Here is a 24,719-nt window from a genome sequence, read left to right on the forward strand (position 1 = left end):
GGTCGGCTGCAGGACAAGCTGAAGATCGCGCCCTCGACGCTGTCGCATCACATCAAGACATTGATGGTGGTCGGGCTCATCAATCAGGTGCGCGACGCGACCACGCTGGTGTGTCACGCCAATTACGATGTGATGCGAGGGCTGGTGGAGTTTCTGGTCGCCGAGTGCTGCACCGATACCGCCGAGGCTGACGACACCAAGGCGGCCTAATTTCTTTCGGCCACCAAATTTCGATCTTTCTAGTTTGATGGGAGAAGACCATGAGCGAAGCAAAGGCGGTGGCGATCATCGGCGCGGGTCCGGTCGGGCTCGCCGCGGCCGCGCATGTGCTGGAGCGAGGGCTTCGGCCGATCGTGCTGGAGGCCGGTGAAAGCGCCGGGCATTCGGTGCGGCAATGGGGCCACGTGCAGCTGTTCTCGCCCTGGGAATACAACATCGACCGCGCGGCGGCGCGCCTGCTGGCGCCGACGGGGTGGAATTCTCCCGAGCCCGACCAATATCCGACCGGCGCGGAGCTGGTTGAGCGCTACCTCGAACCGCTCGCCACCAGGACCGTTCTCGCGAGCCACATTCAAACCAACAGCCGCGTCACCGACATCAGCCGCGCCGGCTTCGACAAGCTCAAGACCAGGGGCCGCGAATCCGCGCCGTTCGAGATCCGCTACCAGAACGGGCAAGGCCCGAAGGTGATGCGGGCGGACGCTGTGATCGACGCCTCCGGCACCTGGCACTCGCCAAATCCGGCCGGCGCCAACGGCCTCTCCGCCATCGGCGAGACGCAGGCCGCCGGCAAGATCGCTTACGGGATGCCGGATGTCCTAGGCAAGGACCGCGCGCGCTATGCCGGCAAGACCGTCGCGGTGCTGGGCGCCGGCCATTCGGCGATCGGCACCTTGATCGATCTCGCCAAACTGGCGGAACAGGCGCCGGAAACCAAACCGGTCTGGCTTCTCCGCGGCAACGATCCCGCAAAGGCCTTTGGAGGGGGCGCCAACGACAAGCTCGCCGCCCGCGGCGAACTCGGCGCCGCCTTCGCAGCGCTGGTCGCGGCGGACCGGATCAGACTGGAAAGCGAATTTCGTGTTTCGCATCTTGACGTGGACGGCCCTCGCCTCATCGTCGGCGCGGGCAGCGCCTGTTGCGGCCGTCACATCGTCGTCGACGAGCTCATCGTGGCGACGGGTTTCCGCCCTGATCTCGATTTCGTGCGCGAGCTTCGCATCCAGCTCGATCCCGCGATCGAATGCCCGGTGGCGCTGGCGCCGCTGATCGACCCGAACGAACACAGCTGCGGCACCGTACGGCCGCATGGCGCGCGCGAATTGGCGCAGGCCGAACCCGGCTTCTACTTCGCCGGCATGAAATCCTACGGCCGCGCGCCGACCTTCCTGATGCTGACGGGATACGAGCAGGTGCGCTCGATCGCGGCCGAACTCGCCGGCGACCGCGAAGCGGCGGAGCGCGTCGAGCTGGTGCTGCCCGAAACCGGCGTCTGCAACCGATCGGCCGCGCCGGACGCGAGTAGCTGCTGTGGCGGCCCGGCATTATCGGCTGTTGACGCCTGTTGCGCCGCGGATGCAGATGCCAGGCAAGAAGGCAAAACGGGGTGCGGGTGCGCGTCCTGAACGCGCAAGGAGTGAACGGTATTTCCCTGGAAGGTCGTTCCGTTATCGTCGCAATGTGCCTGGGGCAGCTTGGCAGCCTGCTTCCCCATGTCGTGGTGCCATCCATTCTTGCCGCGTTCCTGATTCCGGAATGGCATTTGAGCGGCGCGCAGGCGGGGCTGCTGGCGGGTTCCGGCGCCGCCGGTTACATGTGCGCCGTGCCGGTGCTGGCGACGCTGACCGATCGCATCGATGCCCGCAAGATCCTGATCGCCGGCTCCGCGGTCAGCGCGCTCGGTACCCTCTTGTTCGGCCTCTATGCGTCCGGACTTTGGTCGGGCGCCTTCTTCAATGCCATCGCCGGTGTCGGCTTCGCCGGAGCCTACATGCCCGGGCTCAAGGCGCTGACCGACCGGCTGGCGCCGGGCGATTCGTCGCGCGCGATCACATTCTACACGTCGAGCTTCTCGTTTGGCGTCGGCCTGTCCTTCCTGATTTCCCAACTGGTCGCGGAAGGCTGGGGCTGGCGGGCTGCGTTCCTGGTGACGGCCTTCGGTCCGCTGGTGATGCTGACCGTCTGCTTCCTGTTGCGGCCGGTCGAGCCGAAGCCCGCGCAAGGCCGCCTCCTGGATTTCGTGCCGGTGTTCAATAACACGCGAGCCATGGGTTTCGTGCTCGGCTACGGCGCGCACTGCTTTGAGCTCTACGGCATCAGGACCTGGATCGTCGCGTTCTGGACCTTCGTAACGATGAGGAATTCGCAAAGCCCGATTCTGACGCCCATCGTCGTCAGCGTGCTGTTCTCCGTGCTCGCGATGCCCGCCAGCATCCTGGGCAACGAATTCGCGCTGCGGATCGGCCGGCATCGCGCCATCACGGCCGTGATGCTTGCTTCCGCCGTTGTGGCGCTGCTGATCGGAATATGCGCCGACAAGTCGCCATGGTTCCTGCTGCCGCTGATCATGGCCTACGCCATCACCGTGCCGGCCGATTCCGGCGCGCTGACGTCGGGCATGGCGATGGCCGCCGAATCCCGATATCGCGGCGCCACCATGGCCATGCATTCGACCGTCGGCTTCAGCCTGTCGGCGCTCGGCGCGTGGGTCGTCGGCGTCGCGCTGGATGCCGCCGGCGGTCCGCAAAACCCGTCGGCCTGGATGGCGGCGTTCACGGTGCTGGCCGCAGGGATTCTCGTCGGTCCGGTTGCGCTCTATTGGTCCAGAAGGACGGCGCTGCAGACATGAGCGGGCGCCAGCTTCCGATCATCCTGGCGCTCGGCACCACGCAGACCCTGGCGTGGGCCTCGAGCTATTATCTGCCCGCGATCCTCGCCGATCCGATCGCGCGCGACCTCGGCGTCTCCTCGAACTGGATCTTTGCCGCGTTCTCGGCGTCGCTGGTGATCTCGGCGCTGCTCGGCCCGCGCGTCGGCCGGCAGATCGATCTCGTCGGCGGAAGGTCCGTGCTGTCGATTTCCAACCTGACGCTGGCGGCGGGGCTGGCGCTGCTAGGCGCCACCACTTCGATTTCCGTGCTCGTCATCGCCTGGCTGCTGCTGGGCATCGGCATGGCCTTCGGCCTTTACGACGCCGCTTTCGCCGCGCTGGGACGCATTTATGGCGATACCGCTCGCCGCTCGATCACCGGCATCACGCTGCTGGCGGGTTTTGCTTCCACCGTCGGATGGCCGCTGACCGCCTGGGGCCTGGAAAGCATCGGCTGGCGCAACACCTGCTTCGCCTGGGCTGTTGCGCATATCCTGATCGGCCTGCCGCTCAATTTCTTCATGCTGCCGGCCGTGAAGAGCGCCAAGGCGGCGGTAGCCGCATCGATAAAGCCGCACATCCCGATCGACCGGACCATGGTCCTCCTGGCGTTCGCCTTCGCCGCGGCCTGGAGCGTCACCGGCGCGATGGCCGCGCATCTGCCGCGCATCCTGGAGGCGGCCGGCGCCACGACGCTGCAGGCGGTGACGGCCGGCGCCCTGATCGGCCCGGCGCAGGTGGCAGCCCGCATCGTCGAAGCGAGCCTGCTCAGCCGCTATCATCCGCTGGTCTCGACTCGGCTGGCCTGCCTGACCCACCCGATCGGCGCCGCCATCGTCGCGCTGATGGGCGGCGGCGCGGCAGGCGTGTTCGCGGTCTTCCACGGCGCCGGCAACGGCATCCTCACCATCGCGCGCGGCACGCTGCCGTTGGCGATCTTCGGCCCGGAAAATTATGGCTATCGGCTCGGCATCATCGGCGCACCGGCGCGGATGGCGCAGGCCGCAGCCCCCCTCGCCTTCGGCCTGTTGATCGACGCCATGGGAAGCCGCATCCTGATCGTTTCTTCCGCGCTCAGCCTTTCGGCGCTGCTGGCGCTGTCGCTGTTGCGCAAGGAACCGGCGGCGCCCTGACGGGACTGCGCCCGGTGCATTTGCCTCTTCCCATTCCGCTGCATTTCGAGCAAAACCACGGCATGGAAAACCAGCCCGAACCGGCCGAGGGATTGAAGGGTCTTGTGCGCTGGGCGACGACCCCGCCGCAATCCGTCGCAGTCTATTTCGTCATCCTTGTCCTGGTGTTGGGAATGTCGTTCTACGCGGGAACGCTGAGCCCGAAGAAGCCGGCCGGCATGGCGCCTGCGCCGGTATCCGCCCCGCGCAACTAGAATTCCCGAACTTCAAAGGTCGCCCGCAATGACCCGCGAGACAACGCCTGCGATCGTTCGCATCGACCCGCCCGAACTCGGTATTCCGCCGGGCTATTCGCAAATCGTCGACGCCAGCGCCCGCCGTTTCGTCTTCATATCGGGGCAGACCGCGCTCGATCGCGACGGCAATGTGATCGGGAAGGACGACTTCCCGGCGCAGGTGGCCCAGGTGTTTCGCAATCTTGCCATCGCGCTGGAGATCAGCGGATGCACCGCCGCCAATCTGGTAAAACTCACGGTGTTCCTCACCGACATGAACCATCTCGGGCTCTATCGCGAGGCGCGCAACCGCTTCTTTGCCTCGGTGACGCCGCCGGCCGCTCCCGCGGTGACGCTGGTCGAAGTGTCAAGACTGTATGGCGCGGATTTCATGATCGAGATCGACGCGATCGCGGCGGCGTGACTTTCCAGCGAGGCCGGGCTCGGTCGCGGCGCGATCTCAAACGGTGTTTAGAAACCGACCGCTGAGCGAATGATCAAGCCTGTTCAATTGTCGGAACCAATCCGCGACGACGCACTTGAACAAGGGTTCCATAGAGGGTTCGCCATGCCGAAACCAGCTGTCAGGAAGCCGATGACCGTGCCTTACGGTGCGGACGAAACCATCTACCTCGTTGTCGATCGCTTCGGCCAACGGGGCGGCCTCGACCGCGAAGCCGAGGTGGAGCGCCCGGATATCGAAACCATCGTGGCCGAACTGATGTCGGGGCAGTTCAACGATCCCATCCGCGTGGTTGCGTTCAACACCCTCGAACATTGGGCGAAGGACATCTCGGCGGAGATCGCCGCCGAAATCCAGGTTCGCTGCGATATCGAAGGCCAGGAAATACCGGAGTATATAAGGGACTTTGCGGCGAGCGTTGCCGAGCCGGCCCGACCCGGGGGGACGCACGGCTCACCTAACGCGATAAACAAGGATCACCGTCGCGATTTGATGCGCGGTGTCGCTTAGACCGCGGTCCTCGCGAATTCCGCCTGCGGCGTCGGTGCGCGACGCTGGGCTATGAATTCGTCAAACTCGGCCTTGTCCGTGGCCATACGCAAATGGTCGACGAATTCCTGGAATTCGTCTTGCTCACGCTCCAGACGCCGAAGCGTCTCGGCCCGATATTCGTCGAAGGCCGGGGATCCATTCGTCCGTCCCCGATTCCCATTTTTGGCAGCCTGCGCGGTCGCGCGCTCGAGCGAAGGCCCCAGCCCGGTTTCGCAGCACGACATCATTCCGGCCGCACCGGCGTGGCCCCGATGGAACATCGCGCCGCGCATCATGAAAAACAGCACCGCGGCACAAGCCACAAAAAAGATGATCATCATCACCGGCCCGAAAAACATCCAGGGCATGGGCCAGTACTCGCCGGACCACGAATAGTGATTCCACCACATGGCGCTCTCCCGTCATTCGAGATTTGGCAACTGCCATCTCACGCCCGGCCCGGGCAACGCGCGTTGATGTGGATCAACCGGCGTCATGGAGAAAAGAGCACCTACGGCTTCCTTGTCTCCGTCGTCGCGATCCAGATCCCGGCAAATACCGCGACCAGCCCGACCACAAGATTGGGCGTGATCGGTTCGCCAACGAGTTGCGTCGCCAGCAATCCCGCCGCGATCGGGTTGACGGTCATGGTAGCGGCGACGCGCGTCGGCGTCGCGCGCTCGAGCGCCATGACCCACAATATGAACGCCAGCGCGCCGCCGCCGACGCCGAGATAGATGCCGGCAATCCATTGCGGGGTATTGAGGCTGCCCAGCACCGCGATGCTGCCGGTCAGCAATCCCACCAAGATCAGCGCGGCGGCGCCCGCGCCCATGCCGACGGTGAGAAAGCCGAGCGCGCTCGATCGCTGGATGAACGGACGGGACCAGACATTATAAAAGGCCATGCAAAAGACGGCGCCGGTCATGATCAACTCGCCGCGCCACGCGCCTGGTGGAGCCGCCGAAAGCCCCGATGCCAGGGCCGCAATCACGCCGAGCATGGCGACGCAGACGCCCAGCGTCTTGCGCATCGTCAGCGGCTCGATGCCGAGCAGCGCGCCGACCACCATGGTGTGCAGCGGCAATGTCGCCAGCGCGAGGCTGGCGCGGGCCGCGGTGGTGAAGCCGATCGCGATGTTGTAGAGCACGAAGAACAGTCCGAAGAAGCACACCCCGAGAGCGGCCACGGCGAGCCAGTCGCGATGCGGCGGCCATCTGACCCGCAGCACCAGCGCAGTCGGCAGCAGGCAGGCAAAACCGATGCCCCAGCGCAGGATCGCGAGCGTGACCGGATCGGCATTGCCGACGAGATAGCGCGTGATCGCCGCCGCCGAGCCGCCGAGGCAGCTCGAGACCAGCGCGATCGCCACCCCGATCCATTCGCCCACCCCCTTGTCTCCCGTGTCTCGCCGCCTCGGCTCAGGCCGGCGTTCCGCCGCCTAATCGTAGAATTCAGGCGACATTTTCTGGCCGTCGCGCTGCGCCTTGTCGTGGTTGATCCACAGCTGCGCGTTTTCCTTGGTCAGCGTGTCGGCGATCTTTTGCATCGAGGCCAGCGTCTGTTCCTTGTTGAAGTTGATGGAGGGAACCCTGCGGTTGTCCCAATTATCCCTGAAGTGCGCGGCATCGCCGGAAAGAACCACCGCGCCGGTCTTCGGCAGCTTCACCAGCAGCGACTGGTGACCCGGCGTATGCCCGGGCGTTGCGAGAATGGTCACGCTGCCGTCGCCGAACATGTCGCGGTCGCCTTCCAGCTCGGTGACGGGATGACCGGGCTTGAACCGGGGCTCGTTGTTGGGACCGGGCCATTCGTATTCGGCTTTCTGTACATAGAGCATCGCCGTCGGGAACAGCTCGACATTGCCGATATGATCGGGATGGGTATGCGACACAGCCATCGCCTTGATGTCGGCGGCCTTGACCCCGAGCTGGTCGAGCTGGGCCGCAAGGGTCTTCGGACGGTGCCAGTAAACGGCCTTGGGATCGGCGGGCGCCAGGCCGTTCGGCATCGCCGCCACCGCGTCGGAAATGCCGGTGTCCCACAGCAACCAGCCCTGCGCGTGCTTGATGAGATAGCAGGTGTCGACGAAGTCCATCGATTTGCCTTCGTTGACGCCGGGAGACCAGCGCGAGATGTCGCCGGCGACGCCCTCGCCGCAATTGAGAATGTAGAGTTTCTCGACGCCTGTTTTGCCCGATTGCGCATGACCGGGACCCCCGGTAACGAAGGCTGACAACAGCGCCGCAACAAGAACGCTCACTCGGTTCATGTTATTTCTCCAACCGAAATATCCCGGATTTCACGCCGACGGAGCGGATGCTACCTCAACGCGACTTTTCCATCCAGATGGAGCCTGACGCGACGTCGTCCCGACAACGCCCACCACTAACGGGCCATCAATTGAAGAAGCAAAACCAGGAACATCCGCGCGAAGCTGAACATGTGATCGCGGCAGATCGCACGCGCCAGCCGCGACTGCTCCTCCGCCATGTCTTTCCCGCTTCCCAACCGGCGTGCGTTGGGCACCGTGCGCGTCATCGTAGGCACAAAACCGCTTCCCGCCAACGCAATCGAGCCCCACCCGACCCACCAGGGATTATCACCCTGCACAATCTGGACCCTGATGGCGGCAAGTGTCAGCAGCATCACCAAGGCGACCAGACGGTTCATCGGATAGGCGTCGGTGGTGACGCGGCGGTAATACGCTGAAATCGAAGCCAATACTTCCGGCGGCAGCACGTTGCCTGCGTGTCCACGCGTCTGCATGTCGAACATCAGGTCGAACCAGAGGACGGCGAGCAGGAAGCCGGCGCCTGCCGCGGCGAATGTGTGCATATCAATCCCCTATTCGCCGGCCTGAGCGGCTTCCGGGCCATATCCCTTGAAGCTCAGAAACACGCCGATCGCGACGATAGCCAGGAGCGCCACGTAACTGCCGGCATTTGCGGGCGCCTGCGGCGCTTCGGGAGCGATCATGCGATAGAGGCCGCCTGCCAGCAGCACCCAGCCGGTGACGGTAATGAGGGTTGGCCATCGCCATGACCAGCGGTTATGCGCGCGGACCAGCGCAAGGCCGACGACGAACAGGATCGTTCCGTTGAGATAGATGACCGCTGCAATTTGGTTCTCGAATATATGAATGTTGAGCGCCTCGGTGGCGCCGAGCGCAACCAATGTGGGCCCGATCAATCCTGCGAGTTGTTTCGATGGCATCGCGGCGATTCCTTCCATTCGTCGCATCGTTCTCCGAACTTACGTTTGGAGCCGGGCCCGACGCCGGCCCCGTTCATTGCCTGGTCGCCTGCCGATGTGCCGGACGGCAAGGCCGGCGCGAAGCGCATTGACAGCCCGCGCCGGTTTGGCTGTAATACGGGCATGGGGGTTCTGCGATCCCCCCACGAGGCGACATGCCCAAGTATCGCGTCCCGTATTTCTTTGCGAGGGCGCAACCATGTCATCCCCCACAACGATATCATCCGATAAACTTGCCCGTCTGATTGGCACGGCCCATATGCCGGCGCTGATCGACGTGCGTACCGACGAAGACTTCGCCGCCGACCCGCGGCTGATTCCCGGCGCGGTCAAACGCAACCATGAAACGGCAGCCGACTGGGGCGAGGATTTCGCCGGGCGTTCGGCCATCGTCGTCTGCCTGCGAGGGCAAAAGCTTGCACAGGGCACCGCGGCATGGCTGCGGCACCTCCATGTCGAAGCCGAGGCGCTCGAAGGCGGCTTCGAGGGCTGGAAGGCGGCCAAGCTGCCGCTGGTGCCGGCTTCAAAACTGCCGGAGCGCGACGCGCAGGGCCGCACCGTCTGGGTCACCCGCGCGCGGCCGAAGATCGACCGCATCGCCTGCCCCTGGCTGATCCGGCGCTTCGTCGATCCCAACGCGGTATTCCTGTTCGTGGCTCCCTCGGAGGTGGTCGGGGTCGGCGAGCGTTTTGGCGCCGCTGCCTTCGACATCGAAAACGTGTTCTGGAGTCACCGCGGCGAACTCTGTACCTTCGACGTGATGGTCGAGGAGTTCGGTCTGGCGACGCCGGCCATGTTGCGGCTGGCAACCATGGTGCGGGCTGCCGATACCGCGCGGCTCGATCTGTGCCCGGAGGCGCCCGGGCTGCTCGCGGCATCGCTCGGGCTGTCGCGGATGTATGATGACGATCTCGAACAGCTCGAGGCCGGCATCGCACTTTACGATGCGTTCTATCGCTGGTGCCGCGATGCCACCGGCGAGACCCATAACTGGCCCACCAACAAGGCGAAGCCGTGATCGATATTGCAGCACACGAAACGAATACCGAAGCTGGTGCCGGCCACGGCATCAGCTTCGGCGAGGCCTTTCGGGTCTGGCTGCGGGTGGCCGTCTTAAGCTTCGGCGGCCCCGCGGGGCAGATCGCGGTGATGCACCGCATCCTGGTCGAGGAGAAGAACTGGATTTCGGAGAGCCGATTTCTGCATGCGCTGAATTACTGCATGCTGCTGCCCGGCCCGGAGGCGCAACAGCTTGCGACCTATATCGGCTGGCTGCTGCACCGGACCGCCGGCGGCATCATGGCCGGCGGTCTGTTCATTGTGCCGGGCATCGTCGCCATCATGGGCCTGAGCTATATCTACGCGGCTTTCGGCCATGTCGGCTTCGTCGAGGCGCTGTTCTTCGGATTGAAGGCCGCCGTGCTGGCGATCGTGATCCAGGCCGTGGTCCGCGTTGGCAGCCGGGCATTGCGCAACCGCGTCATGATCGCGCTGGCGGGCATCGCCTTCATCGCGATCTTCTTTTTCAGCGTCCCGTTCCCGGTCATCATCATCGGCGCCGGCGTGATCGGCTATTTCGGCGCCAAAAGCGGCCGGCCGGAATTCGCGGCCGTGCCGCATGGCGGCGGCAAACACGCCGCCGCGGTCGACAGCATGTTCGGCGGGGAACTGCCTGACCATGTCCGGCCCAGCATTCCCCGCGCGCTGAAAGTCAGCGCCGTCTGGCTGCTGCTGTGGCTGGTGCCGGTCGCCGCACTCCTGATCGGCCTCGGCCAGGCCAATGTGTTCAGCCAGATCGCGCTGTTCTTCAGCAAGATGGCGCTGGTGACGTTCGGCGGCGCTTACGCGGTGCTGGCCTATGTCGCGCAGCAGGCGGTCGAGCATTATCACTGGGTGCAACCGCGCGAGATGCTCGACGGCCTGGGCATGGCCGAGACCACGCCGGGCCCCCTGATCATGGTGCTGCAGTTCGTCGGCTTCATGGCGGCCTTTCGCGATCCCGGCACGCTGTCGCCAATGCTGGCGGGCACGCTCGGCGGCTTATTGGCGACGTGGGTCACCTTCACGCCCTGCTTCCTCTGGATCTTCCTCGGCGCGCCCTTCATCGAGACCCTGCGCGGCAACAAGGGGCTCGCCGGCGCGCTGACGGCGATCACCGCCGCCGTGGTCGGCGTGATCCTCAATCTGTCGATCTGGTTCGCGCTGCACACCGTGTTCCGGGAAACCACGCCGGTGCGCTCGTTCGGGCTGTCCTTCGACATGCCGGTGCTGTCGAGCGTGGATTTTCCGGCGCTGGTGCTGGCGATTGCCGCGGCCACAGCGATCTTCCGCTTCAAGCTGGGCATGCTGACGGTGCTGGCGGGATCGTGCATCGCAGGCGTAGTGTTGCGATTGATGAGGGTAATCTAGGAATCGGTAGGGTGGGCAAAGGCACGCTTGCGCCGTGCCCACCTTTTTGACGATGGTGGGCATGCTGCGCTTTGCCCACCCTACAATTTCGTCTACACGACTTCCGCCGGCGCGAGCCTGCAGACATCGCTGCCCGCCTCGACCTGGAGCGTCGCGTGCTGGATCCTGAACCGGTGGGAAAGTTCTTCGCAAATGCCGTGGAGGAACGAATCGTCGTAGCCGCCGGGACGCACCAGATGCGCCGTCAGCGCGGTTTCATTGGTGCTCATGGCCCAGATGTGCAGATCATGCACTTCGGTCACGCCTTCGAGCCCGCCGAGATAATCCCTCACGCCGGCAAGTTCGATGCCTTTAGGCACGCCGTCGAGCGCGAGATTGACGCTGTCCCGCGCGAGACCCCATCCGCTGGCAAGCACGATGGCGGCGATGCACAGGCTGATCGCCGGATCGAGCCACAGCCACCCCGTCAACATGATCGCCAACGCCGCGACGACGACGCCGAGCGACACGCCGGCGTCCGCCGCCATGTGCATGTAGGCGCCGCGAATATTGAGATCGGCATGACGGCCACGCATGAACAACAGCGCGGTGGCGCCGTTCACGAGGACGCCGAGCGCCGCGACCAGGACGACGGTGCGGCCTGCGACCTCGGCGGGTTGCTGAATCCGGCCAATGGCCTCTACCGCGATGGCGCCGACCGCGATCAGCAGCAGGCCAGCATTGACGAGGGCCGCCAGGATCGAAGCGCGCCTGTAGCCGTAGGTATGCTGCTCGGTCGGCTGCTTGCGCGCCAGCCAGCCCGCGGCCCACGCCAGCAGCAAGGCGATGACGTCGGAAAAATTGTGAACCGCGTCCGAGATCAGCGCCAGCGAATTCGCGGCATAGCCGAAAAACAGTTCCGCCAGCACGAACACCGTGTTGAGCGTAACGCCCACCGCAAAGGCGAGCCCGAAACTGTCCGGCGCATGGCTGTGGCCGGCATGGCCGTGCGCGTGGGGATGGTCGTGCTGATGGGCCATGGGTGCGTGAGACAATCGTTGCAGGGTCGTTTCCAACCGCCTAGCGATTATAGCGCGCACCAAAAGCCGAATACTATTACGCCCCTGTTCCGCGCCCGCCTCTGCTCAAAGCGACACCGCAATCAGTTCCTCCGGTACCGGACCGCCGCCGACCGGAAATGCGATGTATTGCTTGCCACCGGCGACATACGTGATCGGCGCGCCGGTCGCGTTGGCCGGCAGCGCGATCTCCGCCAGCATGGCGCCGCTGGTCTTGTCGTAGACCCACAAATGCGGGTCGCGATTATGGAGATCGGAGATCGGACGTTGCAATTCCGGCACGAAGCGCGGCGCGCCGTAATATCCGAACTGAACCACGATCAAGACCGTCTTGGTCACCAGCGCCCAGCTTCGACCGGGCAGCCCTAACGGCTCGCGAATGCCGAGACGCTGGACGGCGGGCATGAACTCGCTGCGGCCTATCGGAATCCGCCAGCGGTGCTCGCCGCTATTCATGTCGATAGCGACGATGCTGCCGAACGGCGGCTTCAACAGCGGCAACCCGCGCGGCCCAGACAAATACGCGGGCTGGCCGATGAAATCGTACGAACCTTCCCATGACTGCGGCTGGTGGACCGCAACGACAAATGGCAGCCGGGTGGTACCGACATAAAGCATGCCGGTTTCGGGATCGACCGCGGCACCGTTCCAGTTGCCGCCGCCGGCTATACCCGGCACCACAATTGTGCCGCGCTGCGACGGCGGGGTGAACAGGCCGCCGCGATCATAGGCCTTGGCGATGTCGATCGCTTCCTGGTGAATCTCCGGCGTGAGGTCGATCAGGTCCTCGTCCCGCGCTCCCTGGACGTCGAACGGCGCCGGCTTGGTCGGAAACGGCTGCGTCTTCGAGGCCTTCTCGCCGGGCACCGTGGATGCAGGTACCGGCTGCTCTTCGATCGGCCAGACCGGCTCTCCGGTAATGCGATTGAACACATAGACGAAGGCCTGTTTTGTCACCTGCGCGACCGCCTTGATCGGCTTTCCGCCGACGGTGATGTCAATCAGGTTGGGCGCGGCCGGCGGGTCGTAGTCCCAGAGCCCGTGATGCACGAGCTGATAGTGCCAGACCTTCTTGCCGGTCGCCGCGTCGATGCAGACGAGGCTCTCGCCATAGAGGCCAACGCCGGGCCGGTGTCCGCCATAATAATCGTTGGTGGGCGTAGAGACCGGCAGATAGACATAACCGAGCTCTTCGTCGGCGCTCATCGGCGCCCAGACATTGGCGTTACCGGTCTCCTTCCAGGAATCGTTCTCCCAGGTTTCCACGCCGGCTTCCTCGCCTTGCGCAACCGTATGGAACGTCCACAGCAGGCGTCCGGTGGCGACGTCGAAACCGCGGACATCGCCCGGCGGAGAGGGCCGCATTCCCCACCAGTCATACACGGATGAGCCGACCACGATGACGCCGCGGACGATCACCGGCGGCGAGGTCATGGTGTAGTAGCCGCGGTCGACCGGGCGGCGCAGCCCTTGCGCGAGGTCGATCCGGCCGCCCTTGCCGAATGTCGGCACCGGCTTTCCGGTCTTGGCATCCAGCGCGATCATCTGCGCGAACGCGGTGAGGATGACGATGCGTTCGTCGTCGCCATTGCGCCAATAGGCGACGCCGCGGTGCAGCCATCCGAGGTTAGCCGGAAGACCGAGACCGTTTTCATAGATCTTGGGGTCGTACACCCACTTTGTCACGCCGGTGGCGGCGTCGATGGCGGCGACCTCCGACAGCGACGTCGAGCTGTAGAGCACCTCACCCACCATCAGCGGCGTCGATTCATTGGCCTGGCTGGGGCCGACCGCGGGATTGGCGTCCCTGACGGCATGATCGGGAGACTTCCAGCGCCAGGCGATGTGCAGATCCCTGGCATTGGCCGGATCGATCTGCGCCAGCGGCGAATAGTGCGCCGCGGCATAGGTGCCGGCATAAGCGGGCCATTCGCCTTGCGAAATTGCCTTGGCGGATTCAGGGAGCGCGCCGGGAATGGCCTGCGCATGAAGCGCTGCAGGCGCGGCAAAAACAACCGAGACAACAAGCGAAAAAACGCAGGCTGCACTTAATCCGCGCAACGCCGCCTCCCCTGTTTTTCGGAAGCATCGGCGAGAAGCAGGCTGCAGTCAAAGGAGATTTTCTCGCTGTCGCCCCGGCGAACGCCGGGACGACGAGGCTACTCCACGCCGCGGCGGAACTTGTTCGACTTCGGCAGGCCGCCTGCGAGGCGGCCGGCGTCGGCGCGGTTGCCGCGCCAGTCCGACAATTCCTTCCAGCTCATGCTCTGCTCCCGTCCCGACGAATCCTTCCAGGTCAGGCCGGCCTTGGAATCGAAGGTGGCGACATCCGACAGCGCCGCACCGGTGTACTTCTGCAGGCGCACGCCGCGGCCGCGCGCCATTTCCGGCACCTGATCGATCGGGAAGATGATCATCTTGTGGTTGGTGCCGATGACGGCGACGGTGTCGCCGGTGACGGTCGCGATCGCCCGGGCTTCGTTCGGCATCTCGACGTTCAAGACCTGCTTGCCCTTGCGGGTATTGCCGACGCAATCGTCCTCGTTGACGACGAACCCCTGCCCTTCATGGCTCGCGACCAGGAATTTGCGGCCGCCCTTGTTGACGAACAGCGCCACGATCGCCGCGTCCTGGTCCATGTCGATGAACATCCGGATCGGCTCGCCATGGCCGCGCCCGCCCGGCAGCTTGGCGACGTCGAGCGAGTAGAATTTTCCGTTGGTGGCGAACAGCAGCAGCTTTGACGTGGTCTCGGCGAAGAACGCCTGATCGAGCTTGTCGTCGGTCTTGAAGGTCAGGCCCGAGAGATCGGCGACATGCCCCTTCAGCGTCCGCACCCAGCCCTTGTCGGAAACGACCACGGTGCAAGGTTCGCGCTCGACAAAAGCCTCCTCGATCGCGGCGAGATCGTGCTCGGGCGCATCGGCGAATTGGGTGCGGCGCTTGCCGAGCGGCGTCTTCGGCCCGAACATGTCGCGGACTTTCCGGACCTGCTCGCCGACCTTGGCCCATTGCTCGGTCTCGGAGCCGAGCAATGCCTTGATGCCCTTCAATTCGCCGCGAAGGTTCTTTTCCTCGGTGCGGATCTCGAATTCCTCCAGCTTGCGCAAACTGCGCAGCCGCATGTTGAGGATGGCATCGGCCTGGACTTCCGTCAGCTTGAACGCCTTTATCAAGGCCGGCTTCGGCTCGTCCTCGGTTCGGATGATCTTGATCACCTTGTCGATGTTCAGATAGGCGATCAGGTAGCCGCCGAGCACTTCCAGCCGGTTCTCGATCTGGGTCTTGCGGTAGTTGGAGCGGCGCAGCAGCACGTCGCGCAGATGGTCGAGCCATTCACGCAAACATTCGGCAAGGCCCAGCACCTTCGGGATGCGGCCCTTCACCAGCACGTTGAGGTTCAGCGGAATCCGGCTTTCCAGCTCGGTCAGCCGGAACAGCGATTCCATCAGCAATTCCGGATCGACGGCGCGCGACTTCGGCTCGATCACGAGACGGATGTCTTCGGCGGATTCGTCGCGGACATCGCCGACCAGCGGCAGCTTCTTGTCGTTGAGCAAATCGGCGATCTGCGCGACCAGCCGCGCCTTCTGCACCAGGAAGGGAATCTCGGTGATGACGACCACCCAGGTGCCGCGTGCGCCCTCTTCTTGGCTCCATTTGGCGCGGGTGCGGAACGAGCCGCGCCCGGTCATGTAGGCTTCGGCGATGGCTTCCTTGGAATCGACGATGATGCCGCCGGTCGGGAAATCCGGGCCCTTGACCCATTTCAAGAGCGCCTTCGACTTCGCCTCGGGCTTGTCGATCAGATGCAGCGCCGCGTCGCAGAGCTCGGCCGCATTGTGCGGCGGGATCGAGGTCGCCATGCCGACCGCGATGCCCTGCGAGCCGTTGGCGAGCAGGTTCGGAAAGCCGCCGGGCAGCACGACCGGCTCTTTCGACTGGCCGTCGTAATTGGGGCGGAATTCGACGCCGTCCTCGTCGATGCCGTCGAGCAATAGCCGCGCGACGTCGGTCATGCGGGCTTCGGTGTAGCGGTAGGCGGCGGCGTTATCGCCGTCGATGTTGCCGAAATTGCCCTGGCCGTCGACCAGCGGGTAGCGCGAGGAGAAATCCTGCGCCAGCCGCACCATGGCGTCGTAGATCGCCTGGTCGCCATGCGGATGGAACGAGCCCATCACGTCGCCGACGATTTTGGCCGACTTCTTGAACGCCGTGCCGGGGTCGAGCCGCAGCAGCCGCATGCCGTAGAGGATGCGCCGGTGCACCGGCTTTAGCCCGTCGCGGGCGTCCGGCAAGGCGCGGTGCATGATGGTGGAGAGGGCATAAGCGAGATAGCGCTCTTCCAGCGCGTCGCGCAGCCCGACATCATGAATTTCGGCCGGGTCTTCCGGCGGTAACTGTCGTTTTCCCATGGGGAGGCGTTAAACCCTGGCGGTGAATCGGGCAAGCCGCGAATCAGCGGCAATTTAGAGCGTTTTCGGGTGAAGTGGGTACCGGTTCGCGTAAAGAAAACGCGTCGAAACAAGAATCCAGAGCTTCGGTTCTAATCAGAAGCGAAGCTCTGGGCTGTGCTGCGCCGCTACGGAACCGCCGCTTTCGCCCGATATTTGGTCACCGCGTTGATAAAACCGTCGCGGGCGTCGGAATGGCCCTGCCCGCGCGGCTCCAGCACATGGCGTAGCAGGAACATTCCTGTGAGCGCAAAACCGTCCTGCAGGTCCTGGTCGGACCAGCCGTTGGTACCGCCCTCGCCTTGCCGCAGGAACGCCGGCAGCCGCAACAGCCGGTCGCGCCAGGGGTCGCCGGCTGTCCGCGACACCGCGCTGCCGGATTTCGGCGAAACATAGATCAGTTCGGTTGTCGCGCCGGTAGCGGCACAACTCTCCAGGTCGAGTCCGAAGCCGAGTTCGGCCAGCATTGCCAGCTCGAACCTGATCAGATGCGCCGCGGCCTCGCCGATGTCGTCGAAATCCTCCAGCGTGCGGTCCAGCATCTCGTAGATGTCTTCGTGTGGATCGCGCTCCGGCAGCAGCCGCGCCAGCGAGGCCAGATGGGTGACGCCATAGGTCGCATGCGACGACGCCAGCACGGTGGCCGCGCGCAGCCGCGTGCCCTCAAGGACGTAATAACCGAGATGCTCGTCGAGCCGAGCCCGCCACACCGCGGTCACGCTGTTGCCGGGCTGCAGCATCGGCCGCATCCGCTTGCTCGAACCGCCGCGCACCAGGCCGAGATGCCGGCCATGGCTGCGCGTCAGGAGCTCGACAATGGCGGAGGATTCGCCATGCCGCCGAACCCCCAGCACAATGCCTTCGTCGGTCCATTCCATGGGCGACAGTGTACAGGATTCCGAATAGGGGCGCAGCTATCTAACGACCTTCATTGCGGGATCGTGCGAAGGACCAGACCCCAGATGTGCAATTGCACCTCGGAGAAACTCGAAATTCCGGGCTCGATGCTTCGCATCGTCGCGGAATGGCGATGCCCGTCGAACCCCTGCACTTCGTAACGAGGAACATTTGGGCGATCCGCCGGTTGTGACCCATCTTACCCCCGGCCGCGGCCTGAACAGACGGAGGTCTCAATCGACCTCCGCGGATTGAGCGAGATTGGCAGACACGGCATCCCCGATTAAACTGCAGCAGCCGCGCGGACACGCGCTGACAAACCTGGCGGTCGCGGCGCTGATCGTGACCGCACTGTACTTCGCGCGAGAAGTCCTCGTTCCGGTAGCGCTGGCGGTGCTGTTCAGTTTCGTGCTCGCGCCCTTTGTCATCCGGCTGCAGTCGTGGCGGGTTCCGCGTACGTTATCGGTGCTGATCGCGGTATTCGTCGGCTTCTCGATCATCTTCAGCATGGGAGGCCTGATGGTCTCGCAGGCGAACCGGCTGGCCGAAGAATTGCCTGGCTATCAACAGACCTTGCGCGAGAAGATCCAGGGCCTGCGCGGTGTCGCGGCCGGCGGCTCGGGAACGTTGGAACGGGCCTCGAAAGTACTCAGGGAACTTGATACCGAACTTCAAAATCCGGCGCGGGGCCAAGCGGCCATCGACGGACTGCGAAGACAGCCTCTGGACAGGCCGATCCCTGTAGAGATCAGGCAGCCCGATCCGGGCACCCTGACGACGCTGGTCGCGATCATTCAGCCGCTGATCCAGCCGCTGACGACGACCGGCATCGTCGTCATCTTTGTGATTTTCATCCTGCTGCAGCGCCAGGATCTGCGAAACCGTTTCATCCGCCTCGCCGGATCACAGGACATGCAGCGCACCACGGCAGCACTCGACGATGCCGGCCAGCGGCTGAGCCGGCTGTTCTTGAATCAGATCATCGTCAACGCATCATTCGGCTTGATCATCGGCATCGGCCTGCAGCTGATCGGCGTGCCGAGCGCCCCACTTTGGGGACTCCTCGCGATGATCTTGCGGTTTGTGCCTTACGTGGGATCCCCGATCTCCGCCGTCTTTCCGCTGATACTTGCCGCGGCGGTCGGTTCCGGATGGGGCATGCTTGTGATGACAGCCGCGCTGTTCGGCACGCTTCAACTCATCGCCGGACAGGTCGTGGAGCCGCTGGTGTATGGACGGAGTTCTGGCCTCTCGCCGGTCGCAATCGTCATTTCGGCTTCATTCTGGACATGGCTCTGGGGCCCGATCGGGCTGGTCCTGGCAACGCCCCTCACCGTCTGCCTGGTCGTCGTCGGCCGCCATGTCGACCGCCTACAATTTTTTGATGTCCTGCTCGGCAACGAGCCGGCATTGACGCCGCCGCAACTGGTCTACCAGCGGATGCTCGCCGGCGATCCGATCGAGGCTTCACAGCAGGCGCAGACCTACCTCGCCGGTGCCTCGCTCGAAGATTACTACGACACCATCATGCTGGACGGACTGCGCCTCGCCGAGGCCGACGCGCGTCTCGGCAGGTTGGACCGCGAGCGGATCGACCGCATCCTGGCTACCGTGACCGAAGTGGTTGATGATCTCGAGCCCCACGAGGACCGACTGCCGACCGAAGCACTGGCCCCCGAGTTGGCCTCGGGCCTCGCCCGACTGGAGCAGGTCACCGACGTCGGATCTTCGACGCCTTTGCTAGAACGTTGGGAGCGGCCCGGGGCCGTTCTGTGCATCCCCGGCTCCGGCAAACTCGACGAGGCCGCAGTCCTCATTCTCACCCAGATGCTGAAACGCCGCGGGATCGGCGCCGCTGCCGAGACGGCCGATGCGCTGTCGATGTCGAGGTTCTTTTCGCTCGACCTGTCGCAGGCGGCGGCCTTCTGTATCTGCTACGTCGGAAAACCGTCGGATGCGATGATTCAATACACCGTTCGCAGGTTGAGCAAGAAAAGCAAAGGCGGCCGGATCATCATCGCGCTGCTCGGCAGCGCGAGCGACGCCGTGACGCCGGGAACGATCGATATCACGACGGTCGTCGGCAATTTCGGCAGTGTTGCGGAGTTCGTCGCCGAAACGGCAGTTCAAAATTCCCGCTCGCAGGAAGCGTCAATACCGGACGCTGCTCAGGTCGCCGTTGCCGCCGGGCATTGATCCGGTCGAACCCGCATCGTTCAAGCCGATCAGCTGAACCAGCCCACGGCGTCGCCGGTAAACGAAAAATACAGTCCCGCGGCCGTCAGCGCGCAGGAGACGACCTCAATGACGCTGTCGAGCTGCAGGCCGTTGTCGCCGATCACCTGCACCAGCGAGATCAGGGACAGCAGCAGTGCCGCCGCCAGCACCCAGCGTGGCCAGTTCTTCCGCCGCTGCGCGGCGAGCCAGACCAGAAACACCAGGAGCAGGATCATGAAGCCCGCCATCACAGTCGCGACCATGATCATGGATTCCGTCATCTCGCCGCTCGGCGTACGGTCCTGGAACGCGACCGACAGCGCATCGAGCGTCAGCGACATATACAGCAGCACCTCAAACCACAGCACGTTTCTGGGCATGTTCATCGCGAGCCGGTCATTCCGTTATTATTTCCTTATTATTCTCTCGGGAATTCCAGTCCCATTTCGCGGTAGCGGTCGGGATCGTCGCCCCAGTTCTCGCGCACCTTGACAAACAGGAACAGATGCACGGGCACGCCCACGATTTCAGCGAGCTCCTTGCGCGACTCCGCGCCGATCGCCTTGATGGTGGCGCCGCCCTTGCCGAGCACGATCTTGCGCTGGCTTTCGCGCTCGACAAAGATGGTCTGCTCGATGCGGATGGATTTGTCCTTGCGTTCGGTCCAGCTGTCGGTCTCGACGGTGGACTGATACGGCAGTTCCTGGTGCAGCTTGCGATAGATCTTTTCGCGGGTGATCTCGGCCGCCAGATGCCGCATCGGCGCGTCCGACATCTGGTCCTCGGGATAATGAAACGGTCCCGGCGGCACCATTTCGGCCAGCGTCCGCCTGAGGTCATCGACGCCGTCGCCCGACATCGCCGAAACCATGAACGTGCGTGCAAAGGCGAGACGGTCGTTGGCGGTCTTGGCGAGTGCCAAAAGCTTCTCGCGCGGCACCAGGTCGATCTTGTTCAGCACCAGGATCTTCTCGTGCTTGACCGTGGCGACCTTGCTGAGGATCGCCTCGGCTTCCTCGTCGATGCCCGCCTTGGCATCGAGCAGCACGCAGACGACGTCGGCATCGTGCGCCCCGCTCCATGCGGTCGACACCATGGCGCGGTCGAGCCGCCGCTTCGGCGAGAAGATCCCGGGCGTATCGACCAGGATGATCTGCGCGTTGTTTTCGATCACGATGCCGCGGATCAGCGCGCGCGTGGTCTGCACCTTGCGCGAGACGATGGTGACCTTGGAGCCGACCAGCGCATTGACCAGCGTGGACTTGCCGACATTGGGGGCGCCGATCAGCGCCACAAAGCCGCAAGCGGTGGCGGGCGCGATATCGTCTTGGGGCTTATCCGTCATTGCTGCCGCCGGCGACGCCTTCGCGCGCGATCATTGCGGACGCGGCGACTTTTTCCGCGGCGCGCTTGCTGCCGCCGATGCCTTCGGCCGGCTCCAGTCCCGGCAGGTCCACCGCGACGCGAAACTGCGGGTCGTGATGCGGCCCGGTGCGCTCGATCTCGCGGTAGACCGGGGTCGGCAGTCCCTTGCCCTGCGCCCATTCCTGCAGCACCGTCTTGGGATCGCGCAACGGCCGCCGCGGCTTGCGCATCCGCTCCGTCCAGTTGCGTTCGACGAACTGCGCCGCGGCCGCATAGCCGCCGTCGAGGAACACCGCGCCGATCACCGCCTCGCAGATGTCGCCGAGCACGGATTTGCGCAGGCGCGCACTGGCGCTGGCACCCACCGCGCCGAGCTTGATGTCGTCGAGCAGCCCCAGCGACTTCGCGACATCCGCGCAGCTCTCCTTGCGCACGAGATCGGCCAGCCGCTTCGACAGCTCGCCCTCGTCGGCGCTTGGAAAGGCGCGGTACAGCATGTCGGACACGATCAGCCCGAGCACGTGATCGCCGAGGAATTCGAGACGCTGGTAACTGTCGGCGCGCTTGCGCGCCGATTTCAGCGCGGAAACATGGGTGAAGGCGGTGGTCAGCAAGGCGGGATCGGCGAATTTGTGTCCGATCCGCTCCTCGATTGCCGCGGTAGCCGCCTTGGCGCTGATCTTCTTGCGCTTCTTTTTCGCCGCCACGGGCTCGTGGCCGGCGTCAGTCTCAGGGCTTGCATCGCCCGGTGGCGGCGCGGACCGGATCTCAGGTGTTTCGTCGTTCATCGCACAATTTTAAATATGCGATTCCAGCGCACCGCGGTGGGCCAGCGCCAGAACATCCAGGCGTGCTCGCCCTCGGCAATGGAGAAGAAGATCATCTGCGCCCGGCCGACGATGTTCTCGAACGGCACGTAGCCGACCGCCGACAGCACCCGGCTGTCGGTCGAGTTGTCGCGGTTGTCGCCCATCATGAAGAAGTGGCCCGGCGGCACGTTGTAGACGTTGGTGTTGTCGTAGAAGCCGTTGTCGACGCAATCCAGCGATTCATAGCTGACGCCGTTGGGCAGCGTTTCCTTCCAGCGCTTCACCCGCGCGGTGGCGTCGGACCCGCAGGGGTCCTCGCCGATGAAGTCGCTCAGCCGCTCGCGTTTCACCGGGACGTCGTTGATGTAGAGCAGACCCTCCTTCATCTGGATGCGGTCGCCGGGCAATCCGATGACGCGCTTGATGTAGTCGGTGGTGTCGTCCTTGGGCAGGCGGAACACGACGATGTCGCCCCGCGACGGCTCGGAGCCGAAGACGCGGCCCGAAAACAAGGGCGGCGACAGCGGGATCGAGTAGTGGCTGTAACCGTAAGAGTATTTCGAAACGAACAGATAGTCGCCGACCAAGAGCGTGGCCTTCATCGAGCCGGACGGGATGTTGAAGGGCTGGAACAGGAAGGTGCGGATCACCAATGCGATCAGCAAAGCGTGGATGATGACGCGGATGGTTTCACCCAGGCCGCTTTCAGTTTTTGTCCCGGATGTCACGCTCATCGCTTTCCCAATTCCCCGCTGCGATTGTCCGCGCGGTGGCAGAGCATCTTCCTCACGCGGAAAGCTGATCGCTTCGCGTCGAGAAAGTGCTCCTGATTCTGCTGTTGAAAGCCAATCCCGGCGCAAACCCGAATTCGCTCTGGCCTCGATCCAACCTGCGGCGTTTTAGACCGTTGTTCGCAGCCGCGCAATCAACGGCCGCATCAAAACTTGCTAATCCATTGAAAAGTTTTGGATTTTTAGTTTTGCGACAGACCGCCGGCTGAACCGCCCCGACGCGTCACGGTTTGCCCGCAGCGACCGCCGAAATTATGACGAAGGCCTGCGCCAGGGGCCAGTCGTCGGTGATGGAAAGGTCGATCCGCGCCTCATGCCCCTCCGGCGTCAGCGCCTCGAGCCGGGCCAGCGCCCCGCCCGTCAGCTGCATGGTCGGACGGCCGCTCGGCAGGTTCACCACGCCCATATCCCGCCACCAGACGCCCCGCCGGATACCGGTGCCGAGCGCCTTGGAGCAGGCCTCCTTGGCGGCGAACCGCTTGGCGTAGGTCGCCACCACCATGTTCTCGTTCCTGGCCCGGCGTCCGGCCTTGGCCCGCTCGGCATCGGTGAAGATGCGGTCGAGGAAGCGGTCGCCATGGCGCTCGATCACCTTGGCGATGCGGCGGATGTCGATCAGGTCGGAGCCGATGCCGATGATCATGCTTTGCCCGCAGGATTCTGGGCCGCCTGATTCTGGCCCGCCTGATTCGGGCTGACGGCATTGCGGCGCCCCCGGTCCATCGCGGCCCGCATCGTTCGCACCGTCTCGGCAAGGCCAACGAACAGCGCCTCCCCGATCATGTAGTAGCCGATATTGAGCTCGACGATCTCGCCCAGGCCCGCGATCCGCTCGGCGGTCTCGTAATCGAGGCCGTGGCCGGCATGGATTTCGAGGCCGGCGGAGCGCGCCAATGCCGCGCCCGCGACGATGCGCTGCCACTCCGCGTCCGCCTTCGCCGCATGGCCGTCGACCACGGCGTCGCACCAGGCGCCGGTATGGATTTCGATCACCGGCGCGCGCAGTTTCGCCGCCATTTCGATCTGGCGCGGCTCCGCGGAGATGAACAGCGACACCCGGATGCCGACGTCGTTCAGCCGCGCGATGAACGGCGCCAGCGCGTTGTGCTGTCCGACCACGTCGAGGCCGCCTTCGGTGGTGAGCTCCTCGCGGCGCTCGGGCACCAGGCAGACCGCGTGAGGCTTGGTGGCGAGCGCGATTCGCAACATGTCCTCCGTCGCCGCCATCTCGAAATTCAGCGGTTTTGGGATCTCGGCCTTCAGCCGCGCCATGTCGTCATCGCGGATGTGGCGGCGATCTTCGCGCAAATGCGCGGTGATACCGTCGGCGCCGGCTTCGATCGCGAGCAGCGCCGCGCGCACCGGATCGGGATTGCGCCCGCCCCGCGCGTTGCGAAGGGTGGCGACGTGATCGACATTGACTCCGAGACGCAGCGGAGGATGGGGCATGAAAGGACTCGCGGGAAGACTTAAGAGGTAAAGCTATCCATTGACGCGCTCGACCCGGGCGACCACGGCCTTGGCGCGCAACTGGGCGATAATAGCGCTGAGATGCTTGAGGTCATAGACCTCAAGATCGATGGTCAGCTCCGTGAAATCGGGCGAGCGCCGGAACATGCTGATATTGTCGATATTGCCGTCATGCTCGGCGATCACGGTGGCGACCTGGGCGAGGCTGCCGGGCTCGTTGACGTTGTCCACCATGATCCGCGCCGGAAAGCGCTGCGGCGTCGATTCGTCGACATCCCAGCGCACGTCGAGCCAGCGCTCCGGCTCTTCCTCGAAATCCTTCAGCGCCGGGGACTGGATCGGGTAGATCGTGATGCCCTCCCCCGGCGTGACGATGCCGACGATGCGGTCGCCCGGCACCGCGCCGCCGTTCGGCGCGAACTTGACCGGCAAATCCGAATTGATGCCGCGCACCGGGATCGCCGACGGGCTGCGCGAGGGATCCGGCGGCGATTTCAGCTTCAGCTTGACCGCAAGGCTGCTCTTCTTGGCGCCGTAGCGCGCGACCCGCTCTTCCTTGTAATCGGGATACATCGCGCGCGCGACGTCGGAGGCCTTCATCTCGCCGCGCCCGACCGCCGCCATCACGTCGTCGATCGAGGCGCGCGCCAGCCGTGGCAGCGCGCCTTTGAGCTTGTCGTCGGCGTATTCGATCTTGGCGCGCACGAACAGGCGCTCGACGAT

Annotated in this window: 26 protein-coding genes; 10 read left to right on the forward strand and 16 right to left on the reverse strand. The window is 64.5% G+C overall.

Translation table 11 applies throughout. From position 1 onward, the window contains the following. The 7 genes from QZ213_RS05855 to QZ213_RS05885 all read left to right on the forward strand — a co-directional run. Window positions 1–210: helix-turn-helix domain-containing protein (locus QZ213_RS05855; RefSeq protein ID WP_291685117.1), on the forward strand; the 210-nt coding region annotated here is incomplete at its 5' end. A gap of 50 nt (window positions 211–260) precedes the next feature. Further along, entirely contained in the window at window positions 261–1,625 is a 1,365-nt protein-coding gene (locus tag QZ213_RS05860; RefSeq protein WP_291685118.1) for an FAD-dependent oxidoreductase, read from the forward strand. Window positions 1,626–1,678: 53 nt separating this feature from the next. After that, window positions 1,679–2,848 (forward strand): MFS transporter, encoded by a 1,170-nt coding sequence (locus tag QZ213_RS05865; RefSeq protein WP_291685140.1) that lies wholly within the window; start codon window positions 1,679–1,681, stop codon window positions 2,846–2,848. Continuing rightward, window positions 2,845–4,002: an MFS transporter gene (locus tag QZ213_RS05870; protein ID WP_291685119.1), complete on the forward strand. Its 1,158-nt coding sequence runs from the start codon at window positions 2,845–2,847 to the stop codon at window positions 4,000–4,002. Before QZ213_RS05865 ends, QZ213_RS05870 begins: the two co-directional genes overlap by 4 nt. A 14-nt stretch (window positions 4,003–4,016) precedes the next feature. Beyond that, a complete protein-coding gene (locus QZ213_RS05875; RefSeq protein WP_365885047.1) occupies window positions 4,017–4,256 on the forward strand; it encodes a hypothetical protein in 240 nt (79 codons plus the stop codon). Window positions 4,257–4,284: 28 nt separating this feature from the next. Then, window positions 4,285–4,701: a RidA family protein gene (locus QZ213_RS05880; protein ID WP_291685120.1), complete on the forward strand. Its 417-nt coding sequence runs from the start codon at window positions 4,285–4,287 to the stop codon at window positions 4,699–4,701. A 69-nt stretch (window positions 4,702–4,770) separates the two neighbouring features. Further along, window positions 4,771–5,250 (forward strand): hypothetical protein, encoded by a 480-nt coding sequence (locus QZ213_RS05885; RefSeq protein ID WP_291685121.1) that lies wholly within the window; start codon window positions 4,771–4,773, stop codon window positions 5,248–5,250. Here QZ213_RS05885 and QZ213_RS05890 read toward each other — a convergent pair. The 5 genes from QZ213_RS05890 to QZ213_RS05910 form a co-directional block, all read right to left on the reverse strand. Continuing rightward, complete coding sequence (locus tag QZ213_RS05890) at window positions 5,247–5,681, reverse strand: DUF2852 domain-containing protein (RefSeq protein ID WP_291685122.1); 435 nt, start codon at window positions 5,679–5,681, stop codon at window positions 5,247–5,249. The genes QZ213_RS05885 and QZ213_RS05890 overlap by 4 nt on opposite strands. A gap of 101 nt (window positions 5,682–5,782) precedes the next feature. Then, window positions 5,783–6,661, reverse strand: coding sequence for a DMT family transporter (locus QZ213_RS05895; RefSeq protein ID WP_291685123.1), 879 nt, complete (start codon window positions 6,659–6,661; stop codon window positions 5,783–5,785). Between the two features lie 51 nt (window positions 6,662–6,712). Next, window positions 6,713–7,543, reverse strand: a complete 831-nt coding sequence (locus tag QZ213_RS05900; RefSeq protein ID WP_291685124.1) for an N-acyl homoserine lactonase family protein — start codon at window positions 7,541–7,543, stop codon at window positions 6,713–6,715. Window positions 7,544–7,659: 116 nt separating this feature from the next. Next, window positions 7,660–8,109, reverse strand: a complete 450-nt coding sequence (locus QZ213_RS05905) for a hypothetical protein (RefSeq protein ID WP_291685125.1) — start codon at window positions 8,107–8,109, stop codon at window positions 7,660–7,662. 9 nt (window positions 8,110–8,118) lie between these two features. Next, window positions 8,119–8,487 carry a hypothetical protein gene (locus QZ213_RS05910; RefSeq protein WP_291685126.1) on the reverse strand — a complete coding sequence of 123 codons (369 nt, stop codon included), beginning with the start codon at window positions 8,485–8,487 and terminating at the stop codon, window positions 8,119–8,121. Window positions 8,488–8,725: 238 nt separating this feature from the next. Between QZ213_RS05910 and QZ213_RS05915 the strand changes: the two genes are divergently transcribed. After that, window positions 8,726–9,544, forward strand: a complete 819-nt coding sequence (locus tag QZ213_RS05915; RefSeq protein ID WP_291685127.1) for a chromate resistance protein ChrB domain-containing protein — start codon at window positions 8,726–8,728, stop codon at window positions 9,542–9,544. A gap of 5 nt (window positions 9,545–9,549) precedes the next feature. After that, window positions 9,550–10,935 carry a chromate efflux transporter gene (gene chrA, locus QZ213_RS05920; RefSeq protein WP_291685142.1) on the forward strand — a complete coding sequence of 462 codons (1,386 nt, stop codon included), beginning with the start codon at window positions 9,550–9,552 and terminating at the stop codon, window positions 10,933–10,935. A 92-nt stretch (window positions 10,936–11,027) separates the two neighbouring features. Here the strand turns inward: chrA and QZ213_RS05925 are convergent, their stop codons facing one another. The 4 genes from QZ213_RS05925 to recO form a co-directional block, all read right to left on the reverse strand. After that, the gene (locus tag QZ213_RS05925; RefSeq protein ID WP_291685128.1) at window positions 11,028–11,954 is read right to left on the reverse strand and encodes a cation diffusion facilitator family transporter; all 927 of its coding nucleotides are present in this window, start codon (window positions 11,952–11,954) and stop codon (window positions 11,028–11,030) included. Window positions 11,955–12,059: 105 nt separating this feature from the next. Beyond that, window positions 12,060–14,054 carry a pyrroloquinoline quinone-dependent dehydrogenase gene (locus tag QZ213_RS05930; protein WP_291685129.1) on the reverse strand — a complete coding sequence of 665 codons (1,995 nt, stop codon included), beginning with the start codon at window positions 14,052–14,054 and terminating at the stop codon, window positions 12,060–12,062. 98 nt (window positions 14,055–14,152) lie between these two features. Next, window positions 14,153–16,408, reverse strand: a complete 2,256-nt coding sequence (gene parC, locus QZ213_RS05935; protein WP_291685130.1) for a DNA topoisomerase IV subunit A — start codon at window positions 16,406–16,408, stop codon at window positions 14,153–14,155. A 167-nt stretch (window positions 16,409–16,575) separates the two neighbouring features. Beyond that, window positions 16,576–17,325, reverse strand: coding sequence for a DNA repair protein RecO (recO, locus tag QZ213_RS05940; RefSeq protein ID WP_291685131.1), 750 nt, complete (start codon window positions 17,323–17,325; stop codon window positions 16,576–16,578). 280 nt (window positions 17,326–17,605) lie between these two features. Here recO and QZ213_RS05945 point away from each other — a divergent pair, with 280 nt between their 5' ends. Then, entirely contained in the window at window positions 17,606–19,540 is a 1,935-nt protein-coding gene (locus QZ213_RS05945; protein ID WP_291685132.1) for an AI-2E family transporter, read from the forward strand. Window positions 19,541–19,569: 29 nt separating this feature from the next. On the opposite strand, the gene QZ213_RS05950 is transcribed toward QZ213_RS05945, so the two are convergent. From QZ213_RS05950 to QZ213_RS05980, 7 genes are all read right to left on the reverse strand, one after another. Next, the gene (locus tag QZ213_RS05950) at window positions 19,570–19,947 is read right to left on the reverse strand and encodes a hypothetical protein (protein ID WP_291685133.1); all 378 of its coding nucleotides are present in this window, start codon (window positions 19,945–19,947) and stop codon (window positions 19,570–19,572) included. Between the two features lie 32 nt (window positions 19,948–19,979). Further along, on the reverse strand, window positions 19,980–20,906 hold the full coding sequence (gene era, locus QZ213_RS05955) for a GTPase Era (protein WP_291685134.1): 927 nt from the start codon (window positions 20,904–20,906) through the stop codon (window positions 19,980–19,982). Continuing rightward, window positions 20,896–21,714 carry a ribonuclease III gene (gene rnc, locus QZ213_RS05960; RefSeq protein ID WP_291685135.1) on the reverse strand — a complete coding sequence of 273 codons (819 nt, stop codon included), beginning with the start codon at window positions 21,712–21,714 and terminating at the stop codon, window positions 20,896–20,898. Before rnc ends, era begins: the two co-directional genes overlap by 11 nt. Then, complete coding sequence (gene lepB / locus QZ213_RS05965) at window positions 21,711–22,469, reverse strand: signal peptidase I (protein WP_291685136.1); 759 nt, start codon at window positions 22,467–22,469, stop codon at window positions 21,711–21,713. Before lepB ends, rnc begins: the two co-directional genes overlap by 4 nt. 280 nt (window positions 22,470–22,749) lie before the next feature. Then, window positions 22,750–23,169, reverse strand: a complete 420-nt coding sequence (gene acpS, locus QZ213_RS05970) for a holo-ACP synthase (protein WP_291685137.1) — start codon at window positions 23,167–23,169, stop codon at window positions 22,750–22,752. Continuing rightward, window positions 23,166–23,975, reverse strand: coding sequence for a pyridoxine 5'-phosphate synthase (locus QZ213_RS05975; protein WP_291685138.1), 810 nt, complete (start codon window positions 23,973–23,975; stop codon window positions 23,166–23,168). The genes acpS and QZ213_RS05975 overlap by 4 nt, the downstream gene beginning before the upstream one ends. A gap of 33 nt (window positions 23,976–24,008) precedes the next feature. After that, window positions 24,009–24,719, reverse strand: a 711-nt coding sequence (locus QZ213_RS05980) for a RelA/SpoT AH/RIS domain-containing protein (RefSeq protein ID WP_291685139.1), incomplete at its 5' end; no start/stop codon positions are given.

It is taken from the genome of Bradyrhizobium sp. (assembly GCF_017881085.1).
Classification (GTDB): domain Bacteria; phylum Pseudomonadota; class Alphaproteobacteria; order Rhizobiales; family Xanthobacteraceae; genus Bradyrhizobium.